At 72.1% G+C, this 25,183-nt stretch carries 24 protein-coding genes and 1 riboswitch; of the genes, 9 read left to right on the top strand and 15 right to left on the bottom strand.

Features of this window, described 5'->3' with window-relative positions:
- Positions 1-130 precede the first annotated feature (130 nt).
- Genes cobM through ACQPZ4_RS12610 form a run of 5 tightly spaced genes read right to left on the bottom strand, consistent with a single transcriptional unit; the run spans position 131 to position 6,459 of the window.
- On the bottom strand, positions 131-874 hold the full coding sequence (cobM, locus tag ACQPZ4_RS12630; protein WP_433059393.1) for a precorrin-4 C(11)-methyltransferase: 744 nt from the start codon (positions 872-874) through the stop codon (positions 131-133).
- Positions 871-2,331: a precorrin-6y C5,15-methyltransferase (decarboxylating) subunit CbiE gene (gene cbiE, locus ACQPZ4_RS12625; protein ID WP_433066479.1), complete on the bottom strand. Its 1,461-nt coding sequence runs from the start codon at positions 2,329-2,331 to the stop codon at positions 871-873. The genes cobM and cbiE overlap by 4 nt, the downstream gene beginning before the upstream one ends.
- A 50-nt stretch (positions 2,332-2,381) precedes the next feature.
- Complete coding sequence (locus ACQPZ4_RS12620) at positions 2,382-3,713, bottom strand: cobyrinate a,c-diamide synthase (protein ID WP_433059391.1); 1,332 nt, start codon at positions 3,711-3,713, stop codon at positions 2,382-2,384.
- A complete protein-coding gene (gene cobO, locus ACQPZ4_RS12615; protein WP_433059388.1) occupies positions 3,707-4,309 on the bottom strand; it encodes a cob(I)yrinic acid a,c-diamide adenosyltransferase in 603 nt (200 codons plus the stop codon). The genes ACQPZ4_RS12620 and cobO overlap by 7 nt, the downstream gene beginning before the upstream one ends.
- A gap of 5 nt (positions 4,310-4,314) precedes the next feature.
- Positions 4,315-6,459: a VWA domain-containing protein gene (locus ACQPZ4_RS12610; RefSeq protein WP_433059385.1), complete on the bottom strand. Its 2,145-nt coding sequence runs from the start codon at positions 6,457-6,459 to the stop codon at positions 4,315-4,317.
- Positions 6,460-6,518: 59 nt separating this feature from the next.
- A riboswitch (cobalamin riboswitch) is annotated at positions 6,519-6,644 on the bottom strand.
- A gap of 98 nt (positions 6,645-6,742) precedes the next feature.
- Between ACQPZ4_RS12610 and ACQPZ4_RS12605 the strand changes: the two genes are divergently transcribed.
- The 3 genes from ACQPZ4_RS12605 to ACQPZ4_RS12595 all read left to right on the top strand — a co-directional run bounded on the left by ACQPZ4_RS12605 (position 6,743) and on the right by ACQPZ4_RS12595 (position 8,919).
- Positions 6,743-7,609, top strand: coding sequence for a hypothetical protein (locus ACQPZ4_RS12605; protein ID WP_433059382.1), 867 nt, complete (start codon positions 6,743-6,745; stop codon positions 7,607-7,609).
- Positions 7,610-7,676: 67 nt separating this feature from the next.
- Entirely contained in the window at positions 7,677-8,462 is a 786-nt protein-coding gene (locus ACQPZ4_RS12600; RefSeq protein ID WP_433059379.1) for a hypothetical protein, read from the top strand.
- Positions 8,463-8,538: 76 nt separating this feature from the next.
- Entirely contained in the window at positions 8,539-8,919 is a 381-nt protein-coding gene (locus ACQPZ4_RS12595) for a hypothetical protein (protein ID WP_433059376.1), read from the top strand.
- Positions 8,920-9,139: 220 nt separating this feature from the next.
- Here the strand turns inward: ACQPZ4_RS12595 and ACQPZ4_RS12590 are convergent, their stop codons facing one another.
- The 5 genes from ACQPZ4_RS12590 to ACQPZ4_RS12570 form a co-directional block, all read right to left on the bottom strand.
- Entirely contained in the window at positions 9,140-10,246 is a 1,107-nt protein-coding gene (locus ACQPZ4_RS12590; protein ID WP_433059373.1) for a hypothetical protein, read from the bottom strand.
- Between the two features lie 154 nt (positions 10,247-10,400).
- Positions 10,401-10,862 carry a hypothetical protein gene (locus ACQPZ4_RS12585; RefSeq protein WP_433059370.1) on the bottom strand — a complete coding sequence of 154 codons (462 nt, stop codon included), beginning with the start codon at positions 10,860-10,862 and terminating at the stop codon, positions 10,401-10,403.
- Positions 10,863-10,978: 116 nt separating this feature from the next.
- Entirely contained in the window at positions 10,979-11,743 is a 765-nt protein-coding gene (locus tag ACQPZ4_RS12580; protein WP_433059367.1) for a phosphodiesterase, read from the bottom strand.
- A gap of 68 nt (positions 11,744-11,811) precedes the next feature.
- Positions 11,812-13,380, bottom strand: coding sequence for an MDR family MFS transporter (locus ACQPZ4_RS12575; protein ID WP_433059364.1), 1,569 nt, complete (start codon positions 13,378-13,380; stop codon positions 11,812-11,814).
- Positions 13,377-13,835 carry a MarR family winged helix-turn-helix transcriptional regulator gene (locus ACQPZ4_RS12570; protein ID WP_433059361.1) on the bottom strand — a complete coding sequence of 153 codons (459 nt, stop codon included), beginning with the start codon at positions 13,833-13,835 and terminating at the stop codon, positions 13,377-13,379. The genes ACQPZ4_RS12575 and ACQPZ4_RS12570 overlap by 4 nt, the downstream gene beginning before the upstream one ends.
- A gap of 91 nt (positions 13,836-13,926) precedes the next feature.
- On the opposite strand from ACQPZ4_RS12570, the gene ACQPZ4_RS12565 reads away from it, so the two are divergent.
- A complete protein-coding gene (locus ACQPZ4_RS12565; protein ID WP_433059358.1) occupies positions 13,927-14,511 on the top strand; it encodes a TetR/AcrR family transcriptional regulator in 585 nt (194 codons plus the stop codon).
- A 2-nt stretch (positions 14,512-14,513) separates the two neighbouring features.
- On the opposite strand, the gene ACQPZ4_RS12560 is transcribed toward ACQPZ4_RS12565, so the two are convergent.
- Both ACQPZ4_RS12560 and ACQPZ4_RS12555 read right to left on the bottom strand, forming a co-directional pair.
- A complete protein-coding gene (locus ACQPZ4_RS12560) occupies positions 14,514-15,122 on the bottom strand; it encodes a hypothetical protein (protein WP_433059355.1) in 609 nt (202 codons plus the stop codon).
- Positions 15,123-15,272: 150 nt separating this feature from the next.
- Positions 15,273-15,812 (bottom strand): hypothetical protein, encoded by a 540-nt coding sequence (locus tag ACQPZ4_RS12555; protein ID WP_433059352.1) that lies wholly within the window; start codon positions 15,810-15,812, stop codon positions 15,273-15,275.
- A gap of 398 nt (positions 15,813-16,210) precedes the next feature.
- On the opposite strand from ACQPZ4_RS12555, the gene ACQPZ4_RS12550 reads away from it, so the two are divergent.
- Both ACQPZ4_RS12550 and zwf read left to right on the top strand, forming a co-directional pair.
- Positions 16,211-16,351, top strand: coding sequence for a hypothetical protein (locus ACQPZ4_RS12550; RefSeq protein ID WP_433059349.1), 141 nt, complete (start codon positions 16,211-16,213; stop codon positions 16,349-16,351).
- Positions 16,348-17,739 carry a glucose-6-phosphate dehydrogenase gene (gene zwf, locus ACQPZ4_RS12545; RefSeq protein WP_433059346.1) on the top strand — a complete coding sequence of 464 codons (1,392 nt, stop codon included), beginning with the start codon at positions 16,348-16,350 and terminating at the stop codon, positions 17,737-17,739. The genes ACQPZ4_RS12550 and zwf overlap by 4 nt, the downstream gene beginning before the upstream one ends.
- Positions 17,740-17,746: 7 nt before the next feature.
- On the opposite strand, the gene ACQPZ4_RS12540 is transcribed toward zwf, so the two are convergent.
- A complete protein-coding gene (locus ACQPZ4_RS12540) occupies positions 17,747-20,290 on the bottom strand; it encodes a putative bifunctional diguanylate cyclase/phosphodiesterase (protein WP_433059343.1) in 2,544 nt (847 codons plus the stop codon).
- Between the two features lie 146 nt (positions 20,291-20,436).
- Between ACQPZ4_RS12540 and ACQPZ4_RS12535 the strand changes: the two genes are divergently transcribed.
- Both ACQPZ4_RS12535 and ACQPZ4_RS12530 read left to right on the top strand, forming a co-directional pair.
- Positions 20,437-20,988, top strand: a complete 552-nt coding sequence (locus ACQPZ4_RS12535) for an RNA polymerase sigma factor (protein ID WP_433059340.1) — start codon at positions 20,437-20,439, stop codon at positions 20,986-20,988.
- Positions 20,975-21,730, top strand: a complete 756-nt coding sequence (locus ACQPZ4_RS12530; RefSeq protein ID WP_433059337.1) for a hypothetical protein — start codon at positions 20,975-20,977, stop codon at positions 21,728-21,730. The genes ACQPZ4_RS12535 and ACQPZ4_RS12530 overlap by 14 nt, the downstream gene beginning before the upstream one ends.
- Here the strand turns inward: ACQPZ4_RS12530 and ACQPZ4_RS12525 are convergent.
- A complete protein-coding gene (locus tag ACQPZ4_RS12525) occupies positions 21,727-22,380 on the bottom strand; it encodes a response regulator (protein WP_433059334.1) in 654 nt (217 codons plus the stop codon). The genes ACQPZ4_RS12530 and ACQPZ4_RS12525 overlap by 4 nt on opposite strands.
- A 5-nt stretch (positions 22,381-22,385) precedes the next feature.
- The gene (locus tag ACQPZ4_RS12520) at positions 22,386-24,419 is read right to left on the bottom strand and encodes a sensor histidine kinase (RefSeq protein WP_433059332.1); all 2,034 of its coding nucleotides are present in this window, start codon (positions 24,417-24,419) and stop codon (positions 22,386-22,388) included.
- 123 nt (positions 24,420-24,542) lie between these two features.
- On the opposite strand from ACQPZ4_RS12520, the gene ACQPZ4_RS12515 reads away from it, so the two are divergent.
- Complete coding sequence (locus ACQPZ4_RS12515; RefSeq protein ID WP_433059329.1) at positions 24,543-25,160, top strand: hypothetical protein; 618 nt, start codon at positions 24,543-24,545, stop codon at positions 25,158-25,160.
- The last annotated feature ends 23 nt before the right edge of the window (positions 25,161-25,183 follow it).

Below are 25,183 nucleotides of genomic sequence, written 5' to 3'. Positions count from 1 at the left end.
CCGATGCCTGTGCCCGTCCCCGTACCTACGTCCCGAACGCCCTGATTCCACCCTATTGACGGTCTCCCTAAGTCGCGACGCGCCAGCGCCCGACTTAACGTTTTCGCAGCTCAGCGCAGGTACGGGCGAGTCAGGGGCGGTGCCGGCTCGTTGAGTACAGGTGGCTGTCGGGGAACTCGGCCGCCGTGAGAACCGAGCCCACGATGATGACCGCGGTGCGCTTGATGCCGGCCGCCTTCACCTGGTCGGCGATGTCGGCCAGGGTGCCACGGAGGACCACCTCGTCCGGGCGGCTGGCGTAGGCGACCACCGCGGCCGGGCAATCCGCGCCGTAGTACGTGGCCAGCTCCGGGGCCAGCTCTTCGATCCGTTGCACTGCCAGGTGCAGCACCAAGGTGGACCGGCTCGCGGCCAGGGTTGCCAGGTCCTCGCGCGGCGGCATCGGGGTTGCCCGCGCGGCCGTCCGGGTCAGGACCACCGACTGGGCCACTCCGGGGACCGTCAGTTCGCGGCCCAAGGAGGCCGCCGCCGCGGCGAAGGCCGGTACGCCGGGGACGATCTCGTACGGGACGCCGGCCGTATCCAGGCGGCGGAGCTGCTCGGCCATGGCGCTGAAGACCGAGGGATCGCCGGAGTGCAGGCGGGCCACGTCCAGCCCCTGCTCGTGGGCGGCGACCAACTCGGCCACGATCTGGTCCAGGTCCAGGTTCGCGGTGTCGACCAGGCGGGCGCCTTCCGGGCAGTACGTCAGCAGCTCGACCGGGACCAGACTGCCCGCGTAAAGGCAGACCGGGGCGGCGGCGATGCGGTCGCGGCCGCGGACGGTGATGAGGTCGGGGGCGCCGGGGCCGGCGCCGATGAAGTACACGGTCATCGGTGCACCGTCCACTGGGTCACGGGGAGCATGGGGCGCCAGGCCAGGAAGCCGCCGACGGGGGCGGCTCGGTTGATCGCGATGCGGGTGAGCTCGCCGCCGTGCCGGCTCTGCAGGTCGGCCACGAGCCGCTCGGACTCGATGGTGACGGCGTTGGCGACCAGCCGGCCGCCGGGGCGCAGGGCGTTCCAGCAGGCGTCGAACACGCCGGGCGCGGTGAGGCCGCCGCCGATGAAGATGGCGTCGGGGCGGTCGGCGCGCTGGTGCAGGGCCTCGGGGGCGGCGCCGACGACGATTTCCAGGCCGGGCACGCCGAAGGTGCGCGCGTTGCGCTCGACCCGCTCGGCGCGCTCGGGGTCGCGCTCGAAGGCCACGGCGCGGCAGGCACGGTGGGCCCGCATCCACTCGATGCCGATGCTGCCGGAGCCGGCGCCGACGTCCCAGAGCAGCTCGCCGGGCCGCGGGGCGAGGACGGCGAGCGTGACCGCGCGGATCTCGCGCTTGGTGAGCTGGCCATCGCTATCGTACCGCGAATCCTCGACCCCACCCGCCACCGCGATCCCATCCCCGCCGCGACACTCGACCGCCACGACATTGAGCGGCCGGGCATCGGACGGATCGTGATGCATGCGCTCGCCGGCCGTCCCGAGGTCCTCGAGAATCGTGACGGCACTGTCGCCGAACCCGCTCTCGGCAAGGATCTGCGCAACTTCGAGCGGCGTCTGCTTCCCGGCGGAGAGTACGAGCACCCGCCGTCCATTGTGGAGGTGGCGCCGCAGCAGCCCGGTGTCGCGAACAACTTCAGTGTCCTCGACCGCCCACCCGAGCCGGGCGCAGGCCAGTGAAACCGACGACGGGAACGCCACGACGCGCACGTGCTCGGCGCCCAGCAACCGCACCAACGTGGTCCCGATCCCGTAGTGCATCGGGTCACCGCTGGCAAGCACGCACACCCGCCGGCCATGCTGCTCGGCCACGAGCCGCGGCAATGCAGGCACCAGCGGCGACGGCCAGGCGATGCGCTCAGCACCACCCACGGCGGGAGGCAGCAGTTCGAGCTGCCGCGGCCCGCCGAACACCACCTCGGCCTCGCGAAGAGCCGCAAGCCCGGCAGCGCTCAGCTCCCCATCAGCCCCGATACCCACCACAACGACATCAGGCGCAGCCGCCGCCACAGCGACAGTAGCGACCGCCGAGGACCGTTTCCCGACCAGCAGCACAGCGGCCGAAGACGAACCAGCGGCAAGTAAGGCGGCCGCCTCAGCGACACTCGGCGTGCCGAGCGCGGAGGTCACACGGGCGGACGGCGACGGAACAACCACTTCGTGCAGCGCCTCGGCCGCGAACGAGACGACACCACATCCTAACTCCGCCGCCACCGATTCCGCCAGCTCGCGCCGACCATCCACAGTAGACACACACGCGACGGAACCGAGCGCAGGCAACACTTCCCGCACCAACGCCAGCGCGTCCGCGGGTGAGGCCGACGACCGCGCCCCCAACCCCACTACGAGACGCACGACGCCACCAACCGCCGCGCGAACGAAGGCTGCCCCGCCCAGTGCAGGTGCAGATAGGAGGCATGCACGGACCCGGAGACGAACCCGTCCCGCCCGTCCCGCCACGCCCAGGCCGGCGAAGCACCGGAACCCGGCGTCACCCGGGTGCGATGGAACTCGTGCCCGGTAACCCGAGTCCCGGCCGGCGCCAGCACACTGTCCGACAGCGCAACGGCATCCCGGTAGCCCAGCGTCAGCGTCGGCGTCATCTCCGCGGAGGCATCCAGCACCCCGCACATCGGCAGCCCGTCAAGCGAGGAGCACAACCACAGCAACCCCGCACACTCGGCCGCGATCGCGCCCCCCGAGGCGGCCAGCGCGGCCACGGAGGCGCGGAGGCCGGCGTTGGCGGAGAGCTGCTCGGCGTACACCTCGGGAAAACCGCCCCCGACAACGAGCGCCCGCGCCCCGGAAGGCAGCCGCGAATCCCGCAGCGGATCCACTGTGGACACCCGAGCGCCCGCCGCCGTCAGCAGCTCGACGGTCTCGGCGTAGGAGAACGAGAACGCCGGGCCGCCCGCCACCGCGACCACCGGCTCCCCCGCGACCGGCTCGGCCACGGCCGGCGACCAGGGCACCGCGTCAAGCGGCGGCGCCGACCGGGCCACCGCCGCCACCGCGTCCAGGTCCACGCTCGCCGCGACCAGCGAGGCCAGCGCGGCAACCGAGGCGGCCGCCTCCGAGGAGCGCTCCACAACAGGCACCAGCCCGAGATGCCGCGAAGGCGCGGCGACGGCGTCGTGGCGGCGGAGGATGCCGAGCACCGGCGTACCGACCTCGGCACACGCGTCCCGCAGGATCTGCTCGTGCCGATCGGACCCGACCCGGTTGAGGATCGCCCCCGCGATGTGAATGCCGGGCCCGAACGACCGGAACCCGTGGATGAGCGCCGCCACCGACCGGGCCTGCGCCGTCGCGTCCACGACGAGGATCACCGGCGCCCCCAGCAGCCGGGCCACGTGCGCCGTCGACCCGAACTCGCCCGCCCCGGTGCGCCCGTCGTACAACCCCATGACGCCCTCGACGACGGCCAGGTCGGTGCCGGCCGAGCCGTGCGCGAACAGCGGCGCGATCAGCTCCTCCCCCACCAGGACCGGGTCGAGGTTGCGGCCCGGGCGGCCGGCGGCGAGCGCGTGGTACCCGGGGTCGATGTAGTCCGGCCCCACCTTGAACGGGGCCACCCGCAACCCGCGCGCGGCGAAGGCGGCGAGCAGGCCGGTGGCGACGGTCGTCTTGCCGTGGCCGGAGGCGGGTGCCGCGATGACGATCCGGGCTACCACTCGATGCCCTGCTGGCCTTTTCGCCCGGCGTCCATCGGGTGCTTGACCTTCGTCATGTCGGTGACCAGGTCGGCCAGCTCGACCAGGTCCGGGTGGGCGTCGCGGCCGGTGATGACCACGTGCTGGTTGCCGGGCCGCTCGCGCAGGGTCTCCACGACGTCGGCGATGTCCACCCAGCCCCACTTGATCGGGTACGTGAACTCGTCGAGCACGTAGAACCGGTACGCCTCCGCCTCCAGGTCGCGCTTGATCTGGGCCCAGCCCTCGGCCGCCTCGACGGCGTGGTCGCGCTCGGCGCCGGGCCGCTGGATCCAGGACCAGCCCTCGCCCATCTTGTGCCACACGACGCTGCCGCCCTTGCCGGTCTCCCCCAGGGCGCGCAGGGCGGCCTCCTCGCCGACCCTCCACTTCGGACTCTTCACGAACTGGAACACGGCGATCGGCCAGCCGGCGCTCCAGGCCCGCAGCGCCATGCCGAACGCCGCCGTGGATTTTCCCTTTCCCTGCCCCGTGTGTACGGCCAGCACGTGCTGCCGCCGCCGCTGGCGCGTGGTGAGCCCGTCGTCCGGGACGCTCTCGACTTTCCCCTGCGGCATTGTTCTCAGGCTCCCAGGCTGCTCAGCGGAATACAGGAGGCCTCGAGCGCGGCGGCGAGCCGGCGGGCCAGGTTCAGGCGGATCGGGCCGTTCTCGCAGTCGACGACGACCGCGGGCACCCCGGCCAGCAGCGGCACCACGCTCAGCGGGTCGGGCCCGCTGGTCGAGCGCCCGTCGGTGACCACCACGAGCAGCGGCCGGCGGCGGGCGTCGCGGCGGCGCTCGCCGTGCAGCACCCGCGCGGCCTGGCGCAGCCCCGCGGCCAGCGGCGTGCGGCCCCCGGTGCGCAGCTCGGCCAGGCGCACCACGCCGACCTCGTGGCTGGCGGTCGGCTCCAGCACCAGCGTGGCCTCGTGGCCGCGGAAGGAGACCATGCCGACCTTGTCCCGCCGCTGGTACGCGTCGCGCAGCAACGACAGCACGGCCGTCTTCACCACCGTCATCCGCTGCCGGGCGGCCATCGACCCGGAGGCGTCCACGACGAACAGGACCAGGTTCGCCTCGCGGCCGACCTTGACCGCCTCGCGCACGTCGCGGGCCTCGGCCCGGCGCACACCGCGCAGCGCGGCGGCCCGGATCGTGTCGGGCACGTGGATGCTGGTCAGCTTCCCGCCGATCGGCGCCCGCGAGCGCACCACCCGCCCGTGCCGCGACAGGGCGGGCGAGCGCCGTCCGGCGTGCGAGCCCGGCTGCCGGTTCGCCCGTCCACCGATGCTCAGCAGTTTCGGCTTGTACGGCACGCCGGCGAACGCCAAATGCCCGGGAGCGGCCACGGAACCCGGCGTGTCCGACATTTCCGATAAGTCAGACTCGCCCGAAGCTCCAGACCCAGCGTCGGACTTATCGGACTCAGGAGCGGACTCAGCACTTGGCTCAGCCGGCGGCCGCTGTTCGGGCGCAACGGGCGGCGTCCCCCCAGACGCACTCGGCCCCTGGCCGGATGAATCCGACATTTCCGAAATATCCGAAGGGCCGGGAGGAACCGGGTCTGGCTCGTCGTCCGGCGGAGGCGGCGGACCCTGAGGCGGATCGTCGTCGTCCGGCCCGGCCTCCTGCTCCAGCACCTCTTCCAGCCGGTCCCGGTCGGCCCCCGGCGGATCGAGCGGGTCCCGCCGCCGCCGGTGCGGCAGCGCCAGCCGCGCCGCGTCCCGCACGTCCTCCCTGGTCACCACCGACCGCCCGTGCCAGGCCGCCAGCGCCACCGCCGTCCGCGCGACGACGATGTCGGCCCGAAGCCCGTCAACACGGTACGCAAGACAGATCCGAGCGATCCGATCCAGCTCGGCGTCGGGAAGGGCCACCGCCCCCAGCCGGGACCGCGCCCCCACGATCCGCTCCGCGAGGGAGGCGTCCTCGGCCACGTAGCGCGCGGCGAACGCGGCCGGATCGGCCTCGTATGACAGCCGCCGCCGCACCACCTCGGCCCGCGGCGCGGCCTCCTGCGGCGCCGTCACCCCCACGACCAGCCCGAACCGGTCCACGAGCTGCGGCCGCGGCTCGCCCTCCTCCGGGTTCATGGTCCCGACCAGCAGGAACCGGGCCGCGTGCTTGACCGACACCCCGTCCCGCTCGACGTGCGCCCGCCCCATCGCCGCCGCGTCCAGCAGCAGGTCGACGAGGTGATCGGGCAGCAGGTTGACCTCGTCGACGTACAGCACGCCCCGGTGCGCCGCCGCCAGCAGCCCCGGCTCGTACGCCTTGACCCCGTCCCCCAGCGCCCGCTGCAGGTCCAGCGTGCCGACGACGCGGTCCTCGGTCGCCCCCACGGGCAGCTCGACCAGGGCGGAGCGGCGCACCTCGAAGCCGACGGTGACCGCCGGCGACTCCTCCAGCAGCTCGAACCCGGCGTCGCGGACCGGCAGCCCGTCGGCGGCGTCGAGCGTCGGCGCGGCGAGCAGCGTGCCGGCGGTGTGCGGGCCGTCCGGGCACTCGGGGTCGGGCGAAGCCGGGTCGCAGGCGAACCGGCAGCCGGCCACGACCGGCACCTCGGGCAGCAGCGCGGCCAGGGCCCGCACGACGGTGGACTTGGCGGTGCCCTTCTCGCCGCGGACGAGCACGCCCCCGATGGCCGGCGACACGGCGGTGAGCAGGAGCGCCAGGCGCAGGTCGGGCAGGCCGACGACGGCCGAGAACGGGTACGGCGGGGTCACGGGCACTCTTTCCCTTCGGCGGGTCCGCGCCCGCGAGGTGACGTCTGATCGGCGGCCGGAGTCTCCTGACTGCCGGATCGCCGCCGCCCCCCGACCTTCCGGCCGAGGCCGGCCGTGGTCCGTGCGCTGAGGGACGCCTCCCCGGTCACAGTGGCGGGACCGTCCCGGATTCGCACCGGGTTCCTCCACATACCGCTCCGCAATCGTGTCCCACCGGCACCGGAACGTCAACGTGGCGCGGTGTGACCCTCACAATCCGCAGGCGGCGGCCGATGGGACGGGTATGCGGCGCGTGGTGGACCCGGCCGCCCAGGCGGTGCTGTGCGTGCTCCTCGTGGCGATCGCGATGATCGCCGCCACGCCGCTGCGCCTGCCCGGCCTCGCCCCGGAGACCCACGTCGCCCCGCCCGGCACCCGGGCGATGTGGCTGTGGCGGCATGAGGAGCCGCAGCCGGTCGTCGACTGGGCCGCCGCGAACGGGGTGCGCGCACTGTTCGCCTACTACGACCCGAAGGCCGGCACCACCGACCTCGAGCGGCTCAAGGCGCTGTGCGACGAGGCCGGGATCGTGCTCGACGCGCTCGGCGGGGAGCCGTCCTGGACGACCGATCACGCGACCGCGCTCGCCTGGGCCCGGGGCGCCGCGGCGACGGGCCTTTTCCACGGGTTGCACCTGGACGTGGAGCCCTACCTGCTTCCGGCTTGGAACGACGACCAGGCTTCTCTGGTACCGGACTATCTCGCGCTTCTGGATCAGACGATCGCGGCGACCGAGCTTCCGCTCGAGCTGGATGTGCCGTTCTGGCTGCCCACCGTGCCCGTCTCCGGCGGCGGGAACCTCGCCGACGCCGTCCTGGCCCGGGTCGCCGGCGTCACGGTGATGAGCTACCGCAACACCGCCACCGGCGACAACTCGATCGTCGGGGTCGCCGCCGACCTGCTGAACCGGGCCGCCTCGCTGGCCAAGCCGGTCCGGCTGGGCGCCGAGACGCAGGCCCTGGGCGACTGCGCGTACTGCAGCTTCCACGGCGACACCGCCACCCAGCTGCAGCAGACCCTGAGCGCCGTCGACACCGCCGCCCAGCGCTATCCGGCGTTCGCGGGAATCGCGGTGCACCAGTACGACTCCTGGATAGCGCTCACCGGCTAGCTCAAGCCGCCCGTTCCGCCGCCGATCAGCTCGTCGACACCAGTCATCTTGGGAAGGACCCCATCCGATGCGCCGTTCAGCCTCCATCGCCCTCGCCTGCGCCGCCGGTGCGGCCGCCATCCTCCCCGCGGCGGCCCCGGCCTCCGCCGCGACGACCGACCTCGGGCTGGTCATCCCGGTGCTCGCGCCGATGCTGCCGGGCCAGACGGGCTGGGTCGGCACGATGTGGGCGGCCACGGACGACATCTGCAACGTGAAGATCACGGCGAGCGGCACCGGCGTCACGGTGAAGTACCCGACCAACACCGCCACCTACAGCTCGCTGTCGAAGGGCGACTCGCTGAACCAGGGCCAGGTGGACTACGCCGCGTTCCAGGTCTCGATGACCTCGAACACGCTGCTCGCGCTGGTCCCGCTGACGCTGAACTACTCGTACACGGTGAAGGCCGACGGGGCGACCTCCTGCACCGGTACCGCGAAGACCGGCTCGACCACGGCGACCCTGCCGGTCGTGGCGGCGACCGGCGACGCCGTGGTGCAGAAGACGACCCTGGTGACCGTGCCCAAGGCCACCCCGGTCTGGCAGCAGATCGTCTTCCAGTCCCGCAAGGCCGGCGTGGACAACCTGCAGATCTCGGTCTCGGGCGGCCCCTCGGGGCTCGTCGTGTCGTACCCGGCCGACCGCACCTACACCCAGCTCAACAAGGGCGCGGGCCTGGCCGTCGGCACCGACGACTACGCCGCGGTCAAGTTCGACGCGACCAACGTCGCCGCCGGCACCTACAAGCTCACGGTCAAGCTCTCCTACGGCACCACGACCGACTCGAACGACCTGACGCTCGTCGTCGCGTAACGGCCCCGGGCCGGCCGGATCTCACCCTGAGACTCCGGCCGGCCCGCCGTCATTTCCACAGAGAGGTGGGAACTTCGTGATCCGCTCCCGTGCCCTGCTCGCCGCGGCCGCCCTGGCCCTCGCGGCGGGCCTTTCCGCGTGCGGCAAGTCCTCCGACAACGCCGAGGACAACACCACGCAGCAGATGACGGCCCCGAAGACCACGGCATCGGCGCCGCTGACCGCGGACCGCCGCGAGACCATCTTCCTCGACGCCACCGCGGCGCACCTGTGCTCGGTGCAGTCGCAGGTGTACACCGATCCGTCGGCGATGGCCTCCGCGTACGCGTCGCGCCCGATCTACACCGATCTCAGCACCGACCAGGTGGAGGCATTCCAGCAGCGGGTCATCAGCGACGCCGCCTTCGCCGACCGGCTCACGCAGCGGATTCAGGCCACCTGCGGTACCGCCAAATAGCGCGCGGAAATGAGAGCCCGGCGGCAACGGGGGAGCCGCCGGGCCTGCTCAGTTATATGTGTATCGAGAATGTTCTCGAGGTAGGCGGTGCGAGGGCCTCGACCTTTGCCGTGGCCCTTTCAAGTGGCGCTGACACCATGATGCGCGACGACACTTGGCAGAGACTTGGCAGCCACTTGCGCCGATGTGTCACCCAGCCGACACGCGCCCGGCAAGACCGCTAGAGCATCGCTTCCAGGTTGATCCGCTCGGCCGCGGCGGCGCGGACCTCGAGGGTCTCCAGCGGGTCGTCGCGCAGGTAGGCGAGGCGGCGCTCCAGCTTCTCGTCCAGCGGCACCTGGCGCACGGAGATCAGGCGCACGTCCGCCTCGCAGTCCCACAGGCCTTCGGTCAGCGCGCCCGCGCACGCGTCCGGTTCCAGGGCCAGGCGGGCGCGCAGGTAGGCGGCCCGCTCGTACGAGTGCGGGCTGAACCACAGCGACCGGATCCGCGGCAGCGCCTGCACGGCCGCGTCCCCGCCCACCCGGGCCAGGCCGTCGACCAGGCGGTCGTAGCCGCACAGGTCGTCCTCGCGCTTGTCCAGCCAGTCGAGGCCGGCCAGCAGGGCGGGCCCGTCGGACTCGTCGCCGCGCTCGGCCAGCACGCACAGCGCCGGCCAGTACTCCCCCGAGCCCGGATCGCCCGCCGCCCGCCGCGCCGCGGGCAGGGAGTCCAGGACCGGCTGGGCGGCGCAGTCGTCGTAGAGGTCGGCGGCGGACAGCAGCTCGCCGAGGCCGCGCAGCGGTTCCGGGCCGTGCGCCGCGGCCTCGCGGATGCGCTCGTCGCGGACGGCCCACTCGCCCCACGGGGCGCCGGGCGGCAGGTGCAGGGCGCGGCCGGCGCTGGTGAGCCGGTCGGCGGCCACCGGCAGCAGGTCGTCCCACCAGTTCGCGGGCCACGCGGCGGCGATGGTGCCGAGGGCCTCGCGCCAGTAGTGGCCGATCTGGACGTACCGGCGAAGGCTTTCGACCATGTCGTCGTGGCCGGACCGGCCGAGGGCCTCGGCGACCCGCAGCACGTGCGTGAACTCGCCGGTCTCGTCGGTCGCGGCGAACAGCCGGGCCACGATCGGGCCGATCGGCAGCTCGAGGTCGCGGACCAGGCGGGCGAGGTAGACGGCGCGGTCGTCGAGCGGGAGCCAGCGGTGGTCGCGGCGGATGCACGCGTACACCAGCTCCGGCGCGGCCGGGTCCTGTCTGGCCCGCACCGCGCCCCGGCCGAGGCCGCGCTGCAGCGCGCCGGCCCGGGTCCGGGTGGGCAGGTAGTGCCAGTCGTCGTCGAGGCTCATGGCGACCCAGTCTGCGTCGGTTCTTCGCGGATTGCCGCCCATTTCCGGCGGTTTAACTGCTTGACAACGGACACGTAAACGAAACGGCGCCGGTCAGCGGGGATCCCGCCGACCGGCGTCGTGAGCGCAATCTCACCGCCCCGAGGGGCCGCCGTCACGCGCTGGCTTCGTCGATCTCGTTGTTGTTCGTCAGACCGGAGCCGAGGAAGTTCTCGAACCGGGACGTGATGCTCTCCAGGCCGGAGGAGATCGACGCCGCGCCGAAGCCCGACTCGCCGAAGCCCGCGTTCGCCTCACCGAAGCCGGCGTCGGTGCCGTCGGCCGCGCCGAAGCCCGCGTCGCCCACGCTCTCCTGGCCGTAGGCCATGAGGGTGTGGTCCTCCTCGACCTCGGTGTGCTCGTAGTGCGTGTACTCGGTGATCTCGTAGTGGTTGCCCGCGGCGTCCGTGTACTCGATGTGCTTGAGGTTCTCGAACTCCTCGTGCTCGAAGCTGCGGTGGTCCTGCTCGAGGATGCCGTACTGCGACTGGTGGTCCAGCTCGGCGCCGTGGCCCTCGTGCACGGCCTCCAGGGAGCTGTGCTCCTGGCCCGCGTCGAAGTCGCCGTACTCGCTCATGGGGGTGGATCCTCTCGGTTTGCGTGAAGGGTGCGCTCAGGTACTGCATTCAAGGTACGGGCCACCGCCGCACCTCAAATCCCGGAAACGTGCCACGCGGAATGGGCCAAAAGGGCTCAATAGCCGATCACTGGTGCACCCGTGTGACTCACCTGCACCAGGTGCGTCACGCATTCGCTGCCCTCCAGGCGGTGCAGCAGGAAGCCGGTGGGCTCCGCGACGAACCCGACCGGGCGGTCCGGGCGCATGCCGAGGTCGACCTGACGGTACGTGCTGGGCGCCACGCTGAGGATCGTCCCGGCGAACCCGGCGGTCACGACCCGGTGCAGGTGCCCGGCGAGCACCCGGACGATGTGCGGGTGGCGGCGCACCACCTCGGCCAGCTCCGGCCCGTCGACGAGCCGGATGGCGTCCATGCCGGGGATGCCGACCCGCATCGGCGGGTGGTGCAGGCAGACGAAGGTCGGGGTGCCGCCGTGCCGGCCGAGGGTCTGGTCGAGCCACTCCAGCTGCTGGGGGCCCAGGATGCCGGCGTCGCCCAGCGCGGGTTCGAGGGAGTCGAGCACGACGACGTTGAAGCCGCTGTGCTCGGCGATGCGGTTGGTCCGCTCCAGGCCGAACGCCGCCTGGAGCGCGGCCCTGCCGTCGTGATTGCCCGGTACCAGATGGATCGGCACCGGAAAACCCTCGATCAGCTCCTTGAGCACCTCGTACTCCCCCGCCCGGCCGTGGTCGACGAGGTCGCCGGTGATGATCACGCAGTCGGGGCGCGGCTCCAGCGCGAGCACGCGGGTCAGGGCCCGGTAGAGCCCCATGGCCGGCTCCGCGGAGAGGGCGCCGGTGGTGATGTGCGGATCACTGAGGTGCGCGACGAGCGGCATGCTTTGGTTTATAACAGCGAAATGGGCCGGCACCAGGGGGTGCGCCGGCCCATTTCGGGTCTTGTCGGTTACCTGTTCGCGCCGACCGGCTCGTCCTCCGCCTTCTTGGCCGACAGGTCGAGCGTGCTGCGCAGCATCGCCGGCTTCATGAACAGGGCCGCGATCACGCCCACCACCGCGATGGCCGCGGAGATGAGGAAGATGTGGCCGGTCGCGTCGCCGTACGCGGCCCGCACGATGTGCTGGAACGCGGGCGGCAGGGCGGCGAGGTTCAGGTTGCTGGTCTCGCCGCCGGCCGGGGCCGGCACGCCCGCCGCCGCCAGCGAGTCGGTGATGTTGCTGGTGACCCGGCGGGCCAGGACCGCGCCGAGGACCGACACGCCGATGGTGCCGCCGAGCGAGCGGAAGAACGCGACGGTCGCACTGGCGGCGCCGATGTCCTTCAGCTGTACCGTGTTCTGCACCGCCAGCACCAGGTTCTGCATCGACATGCCGACCCCGACGCCGACCAGCAGCATGCCCACGCTCACGTAGACCAGCGAGGTCTCGTGGTCGATGGTGGCCAGCAGCCCGAAGCCCGCGACCAGCACGATCGTGCCCGCGATGATGTACGGCTTGATCTTCCCGGTGCGGGTGATCAGCTGGCCGACCACGATCGAGGAGATCAGCACGCCGGCCATGAGCGGGATGGTCAGCAGGCCCGCCTCGGTCGGGGTGTAGCCGCGGCCGATCTGGAAGTACTGGCCGAGGAAGACGGCGCCGCCGAACATCGCCATGCCGACCGCGAGGCTCGCGAGGATCGACAGGGCCGTGGTGCGCTCCTTGACGATCGAGAGCGGCACGACCGGCTCGGCCGCGCGCGACTCGACCCACACGGCGAGCGCGAGCAGCACCACGCCGGCGCCGACCATGACCGCGGTCTGCCAGGACGCCCAGGCGAACGACCCGTCGACGAACGACACCCAGATCAGCAGCACGCTGACCCCGGCCGCGATGAGCGAGGCACCCGCGTAGTCGATCTTCACGTTGTCCCGGCGGATGGTGACCAGGTGCAGGGTCTTCTGCAGCACGATGAGCGCGATCACGGCCACCGGCACGCCGACGAAGAAGCACCAGCGCCAGCCCAGCCAGTCGGTGTCGACGATGACGCCGCCGAGCAGCGGGCCGCCCACGGTCGCGACCGCCATGACGCCGCCGAGGTACCCGTTGTAGCGCCCCCGCTCGCGCGGCGGGATCATCGCGGCGATGACCACCTGCACGAGCGCCTGCAGGCCGCCGACGCCGATGCCCTGGAAGGCGCGGGCGGCGATGAGCTCCCCGGCGCTCTGCGAGATGCCGGCGAGCATCGAGCCCACCACGTAGATCAGGATCGAGATCTGGACCAGGACCTTCTTGCTGTACAGGTCGGCCAGCTTGCCCCAGATCGGGGTGGTCGCGGTCGCCGCCAGCAGCGTGGCCGTGACGACCCACGTGTACTGCGTCTGCGTACCGTTGAGCGCACCAATGATCTTCGGCAGCGCCGTCGAGACGATCGTCGAGCTGACCATCGCGACGAACAGCGCGAGCAGGAGGCCGCTGAGCGCCTCCAGCACTTGCCGATGGGTCATCGGCTCCTCGGTCTGGGTGGGATGACTCATCGTGTTGCCTCCAGGGTCGTGCTCTGTGCTGTGGTGGGATCGGTGGCGGCCAGGGACTGCGCGAAGCGGCGCAGCAGGCCGGCCAGAAGTTCGGTGTCCGCGGGGGTCCAGTCCCGCAGGGTGGCGGCGAGCATCGCGGCGTACCACTCGTCGGCCTTCTTGAGCGCTTCGGTTCCGTCATCGGTGAGCTCGAGGAAGCAGGCCCGCCCGTCGCGCGGGTCCGCGACCCGCCGCACGAGCCCGTCCTGCACCAGCGAGCTGACCGCCCGGCTGGTCGTCGACTGATCGAGCGCACAGGCCGCGGCCAGGTCCTTGAGGTGCAGCTTCTCGTGCCGCCGAATCACGGCGAGCATGCCGCTGACGGCCGGTGCGTGCTCCTGATGCTGCTGCTTGAGGAGCCGCACGACCTTCATCAGCTCGCGCACGCCATCCCGCAGCGCCTCGACGTGCTCCACCGACCCTCCCGAATACTTGCCTGATACAAGCATCCAAAAAACTTGCCCAATGCGCAAGTTTGCTCAGTGAGAACTAGGTAACATCGGCCGCGTGGGAACAGCAGGCCTGCGGGAACGCAAGAAACAAGCCACCCGGACGGCCCTGCACGAGGCCGCCGTGACCTTGTCGATCGCGCACGGCCTGGACAGGGTGACCATCGAAGCCATCGCGGACGCCGCCGAGGTCTCCCGCCGCACGTTCTCGAACTACTTCGCGAGCAAGGAAGAGGCGCTGCTGTACGGCGACCAGCAGCGCGTCCTACGCCTGGTCGAGACCGTCCGGGAGCGCCCGCGCTCAGAGGCCCCGTGGGCGGCCCTGACGGCGGCGGCGCTGGACTTCCAACAGGCCCTCGGCGCGCGTGATCCACACTGGGTGACGCAGGTCCGGCTGGTCCGCCGCCACCCGGCACTGGCCGCGCAGCAGGTCTCGACCTACGCGTCGATGGAGGACGAACTGACGGCCCAGGTGGCGCTGCGCTCCCCGGAGGCCGAACCGATGCGCGCCCGGCTGATGGCGGCGGCGTTCCTGGTCACGATGCGGGTGGCGGTACAGGAATGGCTGGACCGCCCGAACGGCACCGCACTGTCCGACGTCATGCGCGAGTCATTGGACAAAATGGGCGCCGCGTTCCGCTAGTCCTATTGACAGTCGATCGTGAACGCCTTGCGCGCCGACTGCGCCCGGCTCGGCGCGATGGTCTCGACCCAGATGTCGACGACCTTGTGCGGATGGCCCGCCTCGATCGCCACGCCGACGACCTGCTCGAAGCTGATCGCCCCGTCCCTGGCGAGCCAGTAGCCCGGGAGGGCCGCCCCGTCACTGGTATGGACGAGGAGACGCACCTGCTGCTCCGTGTTGAGGCTGAGGTGAATACTCCAGGTGACGTACACCTGAACCGGCGTGTCGGAGCAGCTGCCGGTGAATGAGCTCTTGGCCAGCGTCACCGTCACACTGGTGACCGTCGCCGACGGAAACACCCACACCGGCGTGGTCGCCTTCGCGGTCGCTGGTTTCGTCGCCGCCTTGGTCGTCACGGCAGGCTTGGCGGTCGTGGTCGTGACGACGGGCTCGGTCGGAGCCAGCGACGCGGCACCGCTTGGGGACGGCTGAGGGCCGGCCGACGGCACCTCGGCACTGGCACTCGCGCTCGCTGCAGCCCCAGCCCCCGCCGTCTTCGGTGCGCCGTCGTTGCAGGCAGCGACGGCCAGCAGCAAGCCGACCAACATGACCGCGAGTGGCTTCCGCACGCGGCGGATCTTAGCGCCCGCGCCTACCGCTGGCCGCCCCTCCAACCGCCGGCACCCTCGCATCGCGGCATGAGCGTGCACATGGACTTGCGGACTGCCGGCTCACGCGGCGATGAGGCGGGATGATGCGATCGATGTCGAGGCCAGTCTCTACAAAGGGACTCTTCGCAGTGCTTCTCCAACTTTTCGCGCCACCTGCGGAGCGACGATCACCGCGACCCCAGCGGTGACGGCGATGGCGACGCCGGCGATCCACATCGTTTTCTTCGATAGCTTCTCGGACAGCAAGGTGAGCAGCTTCTTGTTCTCGGCGTCTTTTGCGGCTTCTATGTGCACGAGTGTCATCAGCAGGTCGAGTATCTGATGCTGCTGCTCCCATTCCAGGTCACGCGAAAGTACAATCCGGAAGATGTCTCGAGTGTCCTGGCAGGCCCGGTGGAACGACTCCTGGCTCAGGCTGTTGACTCCGAGCGTGGCGCGGTGATGCCGTTCCAGGACATCGAGCGCGTCGGTGGCCAGTTCCCTGAAGTTGTTCATCTCTCCGACGCGCTGGCGCACCAGGGCGATGTCCGTGTCCGGCATCGTGGACGCGATGCGCAGCAACTCGTTGCCCTCGTACGCATCAGCTCCGGATCCAGGTTCTGCGGCCTCGCCTGTGCCTTCGCGCTTTTCGTCGTCCTTGCGGTCCACGCAGCCACCCCGATCTAACAGACAGTACCGATTACACAGAAGCACGGCGGGCAGAACGATCAGGCTCCTCGACGCTGGCGCCTCGCGAGCCGGAATGGAAGATCCGATCGGCTGGGCCTATCCGCTCATCGGCAGATCCGGTAGCCGCCTTGTAGTGGGCCCTGCCCGAACCGGCGCCCCGGCTTCGGCACCAAGTCCAAGTGCTCCCCAGCCAATGAACTGTGGTTCGATCCGTCACGCCTAAGCGGAGGACGCTTCGCGAAGCGGCTGCCCGCCGGCCGAGCATGTACGTCCGGGACTACCCCGCCGCCGACGGGCGGAGTTGTGCATAGGGAGCGCTGGCGTGACGTTGAGCCGTGCGGGCCTCGGCCCTGGGCGGCGACGATGAGAACTGACGCATGCCGCACGACCCCTGGCGCTTCGGAAACGACTCGTCCGAGGTCGACGACGAACTGTGGCGATCCGCGCAGGAGTTGCTCGACGCGCTCCTGCTGTGCGGGTGGTTGGCGTTCAGCCGGGTGGGCATCATGACGGAGTGACCGGAGACCGCAAACGCGAGGCCGACGCCTTCGTCCTGTTCGGCATCACCGGCGATCTCGCCTACAAGATGCTGCTGCCGGCGCTGTACGCCATGGAGGCCCGCCGCGAGCTGAAGGTCCCGGTCATCGGCGTGGCAAGGACCGACCTCGACGCCGGCGGGCTCGTGGCCCGGGCGCGAGCGTCGCTCAAGGACGCCAAGGTTGATGTCGACGACGCCGTCTTCAAGCGGCTCGCGAAGCGGCTGGTGCTGGTCACCGGGTCGTTCGACGATCCGGACCTGTTCACCCGGGTGAAGGAGGCGCTCGGCGCCGCCGAGTTCCCGGCCTTCTACCTGGCGGTGCCGCCGAACCTCTTCGACGTGGTGGCGGCCGGGCTGGACGCCGCCGGGCTGTCGGGCAGCTCGCGGCTGATCGTCGAGAAGCCGTACGGCCACGATCTGCGCAGCGCCCGCGAGCTGGACGCCAAGATCAAGCAGTTCTACCCCGAGGACCGGATCTTCCGGGTCGATCATTTTCTGGGCAAGGACGCCGTGCAGAATCTCATGGTGTTCCGGTTCGCCAACACGCTGCTCGAACCGCTGTGGAACAGCTCGTACGTGCGGACGATCCAGATCACGATGGCGGAGAACTTCGGGGTCGAGGACCGGGGGTCGTTCTACGATCCGGTCGGCGCGATCCGGGACGTCGTGCAGAACCACCTGCTGCAGGTGGTGGCGCTGCTGACGATGGAGCCGCCGGCCGACAGCGACCCCGACGCGCTGCTCGACGAGAAGCACAAGGTACTGCGCTCGGCCCGGCCGATCCGCAAGCGCGACACGGTGCGGGGGCGGTACGTCGGCTACGCCGGGGTCAAGGGCGTGGCCCGTGGGTCGAGCACCGAGACGTTCGTGGCGACCACGATGTACATCGAGAACTGGCGCTGGCACAAAGTGCCGATCAGCATCCGGGCCGGCAAGGAGATGGCCGAGACGACGCTCGAGGTCGTCGTCGAGCTGCGCCGGCCGCCGGTCCTGTTGTTCACCGACGTCGACGGGCAGCCCGACCCGAACCTGATCCGCTTCCGGCTGGGGCCCGACGAGGAGATCTCGTTCGAGCTCTACGGGCGGGACCCGGCCGGCGGCGACAACCTGGTGCGCCAGATCCGGTTGAGTGCCGATCTCGACGAGCAGTTGGTAGGCGGCCGCAAGCCGTACGAGCACGTGTTTTTGAGCGCCCTGCGCGGCGATCCGGCGCAGTTCGGCCGGATGGACATCGTCGAGGAGAGCTGGCGGATCGTCGGCCCGATCCTCGACGATCCCGAGACCCCGGCCTCCTACGCGAAGGGGTCGTGGGGCCCGCAGGACGCCGACAAGGTGGCGCTGTACAACCGCTGGCACCCGGTCGGCTGACCCGCCGTCACCACGTGCGCTGGCGGACCAGGGCGGCCTCGATGCGTTCCGCCGGGGCGGGTTGGCCGTAGTAGTGGCCCTGCCCGTACCGGCAGCCCGCCCTCCGCACCAGCTCCAGGTGCTCCCCCGCCTCCAGGCCGTGGGCGATCACCGTGACGCCCAGGCGGCGGCCCAGGTTCACGACCACGTCGATGATCGGGGCCACGCCGCCGCCCGGCGAGGCGGTGAACAGGGTGCGGTCCACCTTCAGCAGGTCGGTCGGCAGGCGGCGCAGGTGGGCCAGCGACGTGGAGCCGCTGCCGAAGCCGTCCAGGGCCGTGCGGACGCCGATTGCCCGTACCGTCGCCAAGGGTTCTGCCACCCGCTCCAGGTCGGTGCCGAGTTCGCGCTCCGCGAGTTCGATGACGAAGTCGCGGGGGTCGATCTGGTGGCTGTCCAGGGCCAGGCTCAGCCGCGCCGGGAAGGTCGGGGCCACGAAGTCGTCGAAGGCCACGTTGACCGAGATCCAGAGGCGGTACCCCTCGTGCTGCCACAAGGACAGCTGGCGCGCCGCGCGGGCGAGGACCCAGTCGTTGATCGGGGCGGTCAGGCCCAGTTCCCGGGCGACGGCCAGGGTCTCGCGCGGGGGGATCGTGCCGAGCCGGGGGTGCCGCCAGCGCAGCAGCGCCTCGACGCCGACCGGGTGGCCCTCCACCAGGTCGTACACGGGGTGGAAGGCCAGGTCCAGCTCGCCCCGCTCGACCGCCTGCGGCAGGTGCTGTTCCAGGGTCGCGCGCCGGACGTACGCGTCCTCGGCCGCCTCGTCGTGCCACTCGACGTGGCCACGGCCGGTGCGCTTGGCGCGGCGCAGGGCCAGGTCCGCGCGGCGCAGGGAGTCCTCCGGCTCGCCGGCCACCGGGGCCAGGCCGATGCCCGCCGAGAGCTGCAGCACCGTCCCCGGCATCGGGTACGGCTCGCCCAGCTCGCCCAGCAGGCGGGTCGCCAGGGTGTAGGCGTGGACCTTGTCGACCCGCGTGTACACCGCGAACTCGTCGCCGTTCAGGCGGGCGGCGAGGTCGTCCGGGGCGATCGCCGCGCGGATGCGGGCGGCCACCGCGACCAGCAGGGCGTCGCCCACGTCGTTGCCGTGCAGGTCGTTGACGCCGGCGAAGCCGTCCAGCCCGACGGTGACCAGGAAGCCGGTGCCGCCGTCGAGCTCGCGCAGCAGGGTGCCGCGGTTGGCCAGGCCCGTCAGCGGGTCGGCGCGGGCGGTCCGCTCCAGGGTTCGCTCCAGCTCCAGCCGTTCGGCCGCGTCCCGCAGGTGCACCACCACGCCCTCGACCGACGGGTCGCCTCGAAGATCGCTCACGGTGTACTCCACGTGCCGCCAAACCCCGAACCCGTCGCAGATCCGGGTGCGGACGGGGGCCGCCGTCGACAGTCCCGACAGTGACCGGCGCACCGTGGCGACGTCGGCGGCGTGGACCAGGCGGACGAACGGGCGGCCCAGCACCTCCTGGTCGGACAGGCCGAACTGGCGGGCGGCGGCCGGGGACTGCCAGCGCACGGCCAGGTCCGGGCCCAGCACCAGGATCACGTCGCTGGAGCCGGCCGTGATGGTGGCGAAGGCCTCGCGGGCGGCTCCGAGCTCGCCACTGAAGCGCCGGGTGGCGAGCGCCTCCAGGATCTCGCGCAGCACCACGACCAGGACGGCGGCCGCGCCCACGACCATCGCCGGCAGGCCGATCCGGCCGCGGCTCACCAGCGTGTAGAGGACCGCGGCGGCGCCGGCGAGCACCGGGGCGACCAGCAGCGGGTCGCCGATCAGCGTGCCGTCGATGACGCGGGCCGCCGGGGTGTGGCCGTAGACGGAGCGGCAGGCGCCGGCCCAGACCAGTACCGAACCCAGGACGAGCAGTCCTCCGGCGGACAGCAGCCAGGCGTCGTGCCGCGCGGGCTCGGCCGGCAGCAGCGGGACGATGGCCAGGGCGAGCACGACCAGCGCCACGCCGCCCGCGGCGGTCAGCGCGGCCCAGCGCGGGAACGGGGCCCGGACGCCGCTGACCACCGCGATCGTGATGCCGGTGGTGGCCAGCAGGCAGGTGACGAAGACGGTGCGGCTCGGCGGGCCGGACTGGTCCAGGACGAGGACGAGCAGCGTGAGGAACTTCCAGAGGGCCACGCAGATGCCGTCGAGGCCGCGGCGCAGGGCGGCGGCCGGGCTCGCGGTGACGCCGGGCAGGGCGAGCAGGCCGGCCACGAGCAGCAGCGCGGCGGTGGGGCCGGCGAACGGGGCGGCGGGCGGCCAGGCGGCGCAGGCGGCCGCGGCGGCCAGGCCGGTGCCGAGGGCGGTCAGGCTCGCGGCGCTGGTGCCCTGCCCGGCCACCTTGAACAGCCAGACGGCGTGCAGCAGGCCGGAGGCGGCCGCGGCGACCAGCACCGCGGCGGGCACGGCCAGCCCGAGCGGGGGGCCGCCCAGCAGCACCGCGGCCGCGGCGGTCAGGGTCAGCGGCGCGGACGCCGTGAGCCACCGTTCGCGGGATCTGTGCGCTCCACCGACTCCTGGTCGCATGAGGGGTCCGTTCGTCCACCGGGGCACTTGACCCCGGTAACGACACGGATCGACGGTGGTGACGCTGGGCGTTCGGTCGTTCACTCGTGAGCAGTACCGTGTGGCCACTGGACGGAATCGGGGTCTGTCGGCTCTCTATAGACGTGATGCACGAAATAGGGACGGCACCGGCGGACTTCGCGGAGTTCTACCGGACCGAGGCGGCGCGGGTGCAGCACGTCATGTGCGCATTCGCGGGCCGCGAACTCGGTACGGAGGCGACCGCGGAGGGTTTCGCGCGGATGCTGGAGCGCTGGGAGCGGCTGCGCGAGCTGGGGCCACCCCAGCGCCGCGCTTACGTGCTGACGACCGCCAAGAACTACGCGCGGCGGCGGGCCGAGGCGGAGTCGCGGTACATCGGGCTGGACGACCGCCCGTGGACCGAGCCCGCCCACGACGACGAGGCCCTCGGCCGGGTCGAGGACGCCCTCGGCCTGGAGGGGGCGGTGCGGCGGCTGATCGACTCGCTGCCGCCCAGGCGCCGGCAGGTTGCGCTGTTGTACTTCCTGCACGACGACGGCTACGCGGAGATCGCGAAGGTGCTCGAGATGAGCGAGTCGACCGTGCGCTCGCACGTCGCCGAGCTGCGCAAGGTGCTGCAGCCCTACGTGCGCCGATTCCAGCAGATCATGGAGGCGAGTGAGCATGGCCGAGCATGACGCGACGAGGGAACTCGTCCAGCGGGCCTATGCGGACGAGCGGTTCGACGCCGAGGCCGGCCTGGCCGAGGTGGTGCGGCGGGCCGGGCGCCCGCCGGTGGAGGACTCGGCGCGGGTCATCGAGCGCCGGCACACGGTCAACGTGCAGCGGCGCCGGCGGCTGGCGCTGATCGGCGTCTTCGCGGGCGTGGTCGGCGTGGTCCTGGCGGCCGCCGCGGCCGCGGGGGGCTTCGGCGGCAACGGGAACATGCCGGTCGCGACCGAGCCGTCGCTCGTCACCAGCCGGGGCCCGATGCCGAACGGGTCGATGCCGACGCGCACGTGGCCCTCGGGGGGTCCGACGCCGACCATCAGCACCGACGACGACCCCGGCGGGATCGCCCCGGTCGGCCTGCCGAGCCAGTGCGCGGTCGGCTGGGACCTGAAGTTCAAGGACGGCACGTTCACGGCGACCGACCGCGGCAGCAACTGCCCGCCGGTCGACCCGAACCGCATCTGGCTGCTCGACGACCACGCCAACGGGCTGATCTTCGCGGGCTCCGGCGAGGTGTATCCGACGGTGACGACCGGCACGACGATCTCGCCGCCGTTCTCGTTCACCGTGCCGCAGATCCCGACGCTGCAGCCCAACCACGCGTACCACCTGATCTACCTGCCGGAGAGCGTCCACCCGACCCCGGGCCAGGACGCCAACTCGGCGGCGCGGCAGGCGATGACCCTGTCGGTACCGGTCCTGCCCTAGCGACCGAGGCCGGCCTCGCGGGCGCGCACGATGGCCTCCGCGCGGTCGGCCACCCGCAGCTTGGCGAAGACGTTCGAGACGTTGTTGCGGACGGTCTTCTGGGACAGGAACAGCGCCTGGGCGATCTGGGCGTTCGAGCGACCGGCCGCGAGCAGTTCGAGGATCTCCCGCTCGCGGCCGGTGAGCTCCGGAAAGGCGGAGCTCGCGGACGGGGGTCCGGCGGCGAAGAACTCGGCGATGCGCCTGGCGAGGGTGGCGCCGAAGACCGCGCCGCCGGACGCGACCGTGGTGATCGCCCGCACGATCTCCTCCTGCTCGGCGCCCTTGACGAGATAGCCGCGGGCCCCGGCGCGCACGGCCGCGAAGACGGTGCCGTCGTCCTCGGACATGGTCAGCACCACGACCCCGGTGTCGGGGGCCTCGGCCACGAGCCGCCGGGTGGCCTCGATCCCGTTCAGATCCGGCATCTGTACGTCCATGACGACAACGTCCGGCGCCAGCGCGACGGCCCGCTCGACGGCCTCGGCTCCGGTGGCCGCCGTACCGACGACCTCGATCCCGTCGACGGACCCGAGCAGGACGGCGAGCCCGTCGCGGAAGATCGGGTGGTCGTCGGCGACGAGCACCCGGATCGCGCGGTCGTTGGTCATGGTCGTCAGCCTAGTGTCGAGGTGGACAGGGGCAGGTGGGCCCGCACGAGCGTGCCGCCGCCGGCGGGGCACTCGATCTCGCAGCGCCCGCCGAGCTCGGCCGCCCGCTCCCGCAGCGAGACCAGCCCGACGCCGCTCGGCGTGCCGGGCGGGATCCCGGCCCCGTCGTCACGGATCTCCACGACGAGGTCGCGCTCGCCCGCGGTGAGCGCGATCGTGCAGCTCGTCGCGTGCGCGTGCTTCGTCACGTTGGTCAGGGCCTCGGACGCGATCCGGTACGCCGCGACCTCCACCGCCGCCGCCAGATCCGCCGGCAGCGTGGCCGTGACCCGTATGGTCAGCCCGGGCGCGCGGAGGCGCTCGGCGAGCTGCTCGAGCGCGCCGGCCAGCCCCACGTCGTCCAGCGCGGGCGGGCGCAGGTCGTGGACCAGCCGCCGCACGTCGGCCAGCGCCGTCGACACGTCCTCGCGGGCCTGCCGCAGCATCCCGTCGGCCCGCTCGGGCGCCTTGGCGAGCAGGTTGCGGGCGGTGTCGATGCGCAGCGCCACGCCCCCGAGCGCCGGGCCGAGGCCGTCGTGCAGGTCGCGGCGGACCCGGCGGCGCTCCTCCTCCCGCGCCCCGACCAGCCGCTCCCGGCTCACCTGCAGCTCCGCCGCGAGGTAGCCGGCCCGGGCCGCGGCCGCCGCCTGCCGCACCACGTCGGCGAGCAGGCGCTCGTCGCGGGGCGAGAGCGCGGTCCGGTACCCCCCGGCGGCGAGGATGAGGCGGCCGACGGTCTCGTCGCGGTACGTGATGGGCAGCGTCTGGGTGTCGGCCGGCGCGCTCCCGAACTCGGCCAGCAGCGCCTGCCCGCCGTGATGGTGGACCTCGACGGCGACGTAGGGCGAGCGGAACGCCTCGGCGACGCTGCGCGCGACGGCCAGCAGCTGCCGCTCGGGGCTGTCGGAGCGCTCCAGCTGCTCGGCGAGGCCCGAGATGATCCGGTACGGGTCGTGCCGCTGCCCCAGCACCACCCGCTGGACGAGCGTCCACAGGCGGTTGCGCAACGGGCCGTACACGAGGAGCACGACGAGCAGGCCGACCAGCGCGGCGCCCTGGGAGCCGAGCGCGGTGGTGACGAGGGCCAGGATCGCGGCGTCGACGAGCACCACGATGGCGGCCAGGGCCCCGTAGAGCACCGTCCCGCCGAGCAGCCGGTCGATGTCGAGCCACTGCGGGGCGAGCACGCCGACGGCGATCGCCCCGCCGGTGATCGCGATGGCCACGAACAGCCCGATGCCGAGCGCGGACCGGGGCAGCACGAGCGCCGAGAGCATGACGAGCACGTCGACCACGCCGGCCCACAACAGCCACCGCATACGGGCGCGATCGAGGCCGGTTGCCGTGCGGTACCGGCGAAACACCACGGCGAACGGGATCAGCAGGCTCACCGGGAGCGCCGCGTAACCGATCCGCAGCAGCACCTCCCAGGCGCCGTCGGGCAGCGGCAGGCTCAGCAGATCGATCGACAGCGCCCTGAGCGCCGCCGGCTCGGCCCCGCCGTTCATCGCGTCGGCGATCCGCGCGGGCACGAACAGCAGCGTCAGCGGCAGCACGGCGGTCGCGGCCAGGCTCGCCAGCGACGCCCACCGCCACCACCCGCGGGGCAGCCGCCCGTCCGGATAGAACACCAGCAGCAGCGGCAGGCTGAAGAGCAGAGCCGAACCGACCCGTTGGTACAGCCAATAGGCGACCGCCGTCCCCGGCTCGACGGGCGGCTGCGCGACGGCGTGCGCGACGTACGCGACGGCGGCCCCGTCGATCGCCCAGTGCAGCCCGCTCGCGCAGAGAATCCAGGCCACGGCGTTGCGCGGCACGTGGTACGCGAGCAGCCCGCCCGGCACCGCCAGCGCCAGCCCCGCCAGCCCGGAGATCCACCCCGCCTCGAGCCCGTCATCCGCCGGCACGCCGGCCTCGAGCACGACACTCGCGACGGTGGCGGCGAGCGTGAGCACCACGAACACGCCGCCGGCCAGCGTGGACACGCGGGGCTTGGACACTCCGAAATGGTGCCACCCACGGCGTCCCGAGCGCCCGGGGACGCGAGTCCCGCGTTTTCCGGGACATCCCCGGGGACCTCGGTCTCTCGTGCCCGGGTCGCCGCGTTCGCCACGCTACTCGGCATGACGATCCGCACCGAGCCGATTCCCGCTCGTACCGACCTTTCGCCCGCCCCCGCCACGAAGTCCTTCACCCGCCCGCTGGGCCTGGCCCTCACCACCGGCACGCTGATGTGGGCCGGCGCCATGTTCACCGTCGGCAACAACCCCGCCGACTCGCTCGGCCGCACCATCTCCGACCTCGGCGGCGCCTGCTTCCAGCTGGGCCTCTTCGCCCTCCTCGCCATCCAGCTCCGCACGGCGGCGACGGGCACCTCGAAGGTCGCCCGCGGCATGCTGTACACCGAACACGTCCTGCTGGCTGTGGCCTTTGCCTGGAGCGTCCTGCACGCCGTCCCGTCCCTGCGCGACGAGGCCTTCCTCGTCCCGATGGACATCTTCTGGCCCCTGTCCATGCTCGGCATGTTCGTCATCGGCCTGAAGATCCTCTTCACCGCCCGCTGGAAGGGCGCCGCCCGCGTCTGGCCGGCGGTCGCCGAAAGCTGGGCCGTCGTCTGCGTGCCGGTCTTCGGCGCCCTGGGCAACTCCCCGATCGCCGACTACATCGGCGGCGCCCACCTGCTCGTCGGCTACGCCACCCTGGGCCTGATCCTGGCCACCCGCCCGTCCCTGACCTCCTGACCCTGGCTGTGCGAGGCTGGTTG

The organism is Dactylosporangium sp. CS-033363 (genome assembly GCF_050942475.1).
Classification (GTDB): domain Bacteria; phylum Actinomycetota; class Actinomycetes; order Mycobacteriales; family Micromonosporaceae; genus Dactylosporangium.
Note: the sequence above shows the minus strand (reverse complement) of the source record. Positions and strands in the feature narration are given on the sequence as shown.

Bases quoted from the DNA above. Each gene is read 5' to 3' on its own strand.
- cobM (WP_433059393.1), bottom strand. From the start codon at position 874: ATGACCGTGTACTTCATCGGCGCCGGCCCCGGCGCCCCCGACCTCATC.
- cobO (WP_433059388.1), bottom strand. From the start codon at position 4,309: ATGCCGCAGGGGAAAGTCGAGAGCGTCCCGGACGACGGGCTCACCACG.
- ACQPZ4_RS12605 (WP_433059382.1), top strand. From the start codon at position 6,743: ATGCGGCGCGTGGTGGACCCGGCCGCCCAGGCGGTGCTGTGCGTGCTC.
- ACQPZ4_RS12600 (WP_433059379.1), top strand. From the start codon at position 7,677: ATGCGCCGTTCAGCCTCCATCGCCCTCGCCTGCGCCGCCGGTGCGGCC.
- ACQPZ4_RS12590 (WP_433059373.1), bottom strand. From the start codon at position 10,246: ATGAGCCTCGACGACGACTGGCACTACCTGCCCACCCGGACCCGGGCC.
- ACQPZ4_RS12585 (WP_433059370.1), bottom strand. From the start codon at position 10,862: ATGAGCGAGTACGGCGACTTCGACGCGGGCCAGGAGCACAGCTCCCTG.
- ACQPZ4_RS12580 (WP_433059367.1), bottom strand. From the start codon at position 11,743: ATGCCGCTCGTCGCGCACCTCAGTGATCCGCACATCACCACCGGCGCC.
- ACQPZ4_RS12575 (WP_433059364.1), bottom strand. From the start codon at position 13,380: ATGAGTCATCCCACCCAGACCGAGGAGCCGATGACCCATCGGCAAGTG.
- ACQPZ4_RS12550 (WP_433059349.1), top strand. From the start codon at position 16,211: ATGCCGCACGACCCCTGGCGCTTCGGAAACGACTCGTCCGAGGTCGAC.
- ACQPZ4_RS12540 (WP_433059343.1), bottom strand. From the start codon at position 20,290: ATGCGACCAGGAGTCGGTGGAGCGCACAGATCCCGCGAACGGTGGCTC.
- ACQPZ4_RS12535 (WP_433059340.1), top strand. From the start codon at position 20,437: ATGCACGAAATAGGGACGGCACCGGCGGACTTCGCGGAGTTCTACCGG.
- ACQPZ4_RS12530 (WP_433059337.1), top strand. From the start codon at position 20,975: ATGGCCGAGCATGACGCGACGAGGGAACTCGTCCAGCGGGCCTATGCG.
- ACQPZ4_RS12525 (WP_433059334.1), bottom strand. From the start codon at position 22,380: ATGACCAACGACCGCGCGATCCGGGTGCTCGTCGCCGACGACCACCCG.
- ACQPZ4_RS12515 (WP_433059329.1), top strand. From the start codon at position 24,543: ATGACGATCCGCACCGAGCCGATTCCCGCTCGTACCGACCTTTCGCCC.